Origin of the sequence: Nocardia amamiensis NBRC 102102, assembly GCF_001612745.1 — a bacterium.
Taxonomy (GTDB): domain Bacteria; phylum Actinomycetota; class Actinomycetes; order Mycobacteriales; family Mycobacteriaceae; genus Nocardia; species Nocardia amamiensis.
In genome coordinates, this window is record NZ_BDBA01000048.1 from 1 (window position 1) to 2,112 (window position 2,112).

At 69.6% G+C, this 2,112-nt stretch carries 2 protein-coding genes; one reads left to right on the top strand and one right to left on the bottom strand.

The genetic code is table 11. The annotated features are described in order from the left end of the window. Nucleotides 1-83: 83 nt before the first annotated feature. Nucleotides 84-995, bottom strand: coding sequence for an NAD-dependent epimerase/dehydratase family protein (locus NA4_RS12190; protein ID WP_067468819.1), 912 nt, complete (start codon nucleotides 993-995; stop codon nucleotides 84-86). A 143-nt stretch (nucleotides 996-1,138) separates the two neighbouring features. Between NA4_RS12190 and NA4_RS12195 the strand changes: the two genes are divergently transcribed. Then, nucleotides 1,139-2,112 (top strand): GlxA family transcriptional regulator (locus NA4_RS12195; protein WP_067468822.1); only part of this gene is annotated, 974 nt, incomplete at its 3' end.

The following is a 2,112-nucleotide window of genomic DNA, read 5'->3' on the forward strand; positions in this document are numbered from 1 at the left end:
CCGCCGTGAAGGCCGTGCCACCGAGGCCGAGCGGTCGGATCATCGAACTCCGGACCGCATCGATCGGCGCGCAGTGTGCACACTCAGGAAGTACGCACCACCTCCGCGAATACCTCGTCCGGATCGGATGCCTTCAGGCCGAAGGTGTCCCGGATGGCGGAGTCGTCGACGGTGAACGTCGCGTGCGACATGTGGTAGGTCTCGAACAACTCGACCCAGAACGGGTCGGTGAGACCGAGCAGCGTCAGCTCCCGGTCGCTCATGACCTCCAGCCGAGGTTCGGTCTCTCCAGCGGCCGCGGCGAGCCGCCCGGCCAACTCGCGTACGGTCACCGTGCTGACCGGCGCGTGCCAGGCCCGGCCCCACGCGCGCTCATCGCGAGCGACGGCGACCGCTGCCGCCGCCGCGTCACCGACCGCGGTGTAGGCGTGCGGAACGTCGAGAGCCTGCGGCACCAGAGCCAATTGCCCGGCCAGGATCTTCGGCTGGGCGAGCAACGAGAACACCGAGATCGCACCCGGGCCGAAGAATTGCGATGCCCGCACCTCGGCGACGCGCACCCGGCCCGCCCGGTGCGCCTCGTGCGCCTCCCGCCACATCCGGGCACGCACCCGCCCTTTCGGGCCCGTGGCCGCCAGCGGCGACTGCTCCGTGACCGGACCATCCACCGGGCCGTAGCCGTACAGATTGCCGAGCATCACGTAATTCGCGCCGGTCTGCTCGGCGGCCGTACGGATGGACCCGAACAGCGGCGGAATGGCTTCCGGCCACGTGTGATACGCGGGCATGGCCATGTTGAACACCGTGTCGGCGTGCTCGGCGATCGCGGTAAGCGCGGCCGCATCAAGCGCGTCCAAGGCGATCCGTTCGATATTCGGGTGCTCGGGACCGGCGCCGCTGCGACTCACCATCCGTACTCGGTCACCGGATTCGGCCAGTAGCGCTGCGGTGGCCGAGGCGGTGGCGCCCCGACCGACAACGACCTGGGTAGGCATTCGACTTCCCTTCTGCAACAACAACATAACTACGATCGGCAAACACACGTCCGCGCCGTTTGCCGATCGCGTGCCACTCAGCCTGCCGTTGCCCGGCGGGCTAAGCTAGTGACCGGATTGCCAACTATCCCAAGGATCAGGCCATGCAGACTGTCGCCGTCGTCGCGGTACCTCCGGTGAAGGCATTCGACCTGTCCATGCCCGAAACCGTGCTCGGCGCGGCGATAGTGGACGGCGAACCCGGCTACCGCATCCTGGTGTGCACTGCCACGCCCGGCGTGCTGCCCGCGGGATTGGGCGGATTCGACGTGGTGGTGTCGCGGGGGCTGGAGGCGATCGACGCCGCCGATATCGTCATCGTGCCGAGCACCGGCAGCCGCGGCAGCGCCGACGACGCCACGGTGGCCGCCCTGCGTCGCGCCGTCGCCGACGGCAAGCGCGTCACCTCGATCTGCAGCGGCGCGTTCGTGCTCGCCCAGGCGGGTCTGCTGTCCGGACGCACGGCCACCACCCACTGGGGCCTGGCCGACGAGCTGGCGGCGATGTTCCCGGAGGTGTCGGTCCGCACCGACGCACTGTTCATCGAGGACGGCCCGATCACCACCGCCGCGGGCGCGGCGGCCGGAATCGACCTGTGCCTGCACCTGATCCGCGCGGACTACGGCGCGACCGTGGCGAACGCGGCCGCACGCACCGCCGTCGTCACCCCGGTACGGCCCGGCGGGCAGGCCCAATTCGTGGACGCCCCTCTGCCCCCGGAAAACGGCGTGACCCTGGCGGCAACCCGCGCCTGGGCGCTGGGTCGCCTGGACACGCCGCTGTCGCTGCAAGACCTGGCCAGGCACGCGCGCACCAGCGTCCGCACGCTGACCCGCCGATTCCACGAGGAAACCGGCCTCAGCCCACAGAAATGGCTCCTGCACCAGCGCCTGCAACGCGCCAGAGAGCTGCTGGAATCCACCACTTTGCCCATGAACCAGGTAGCCCGGCACAGCGGTATCGGGTCCGCGGAATCATTGCGGCAGCACATGATCCGCCATGTCGGCGTGCCGCCGAGCAGCTACCGCGCGTCCTTCACGCGCTCGCTGTGTTCGATTTGCAGCGCCTCCGGCGCTGC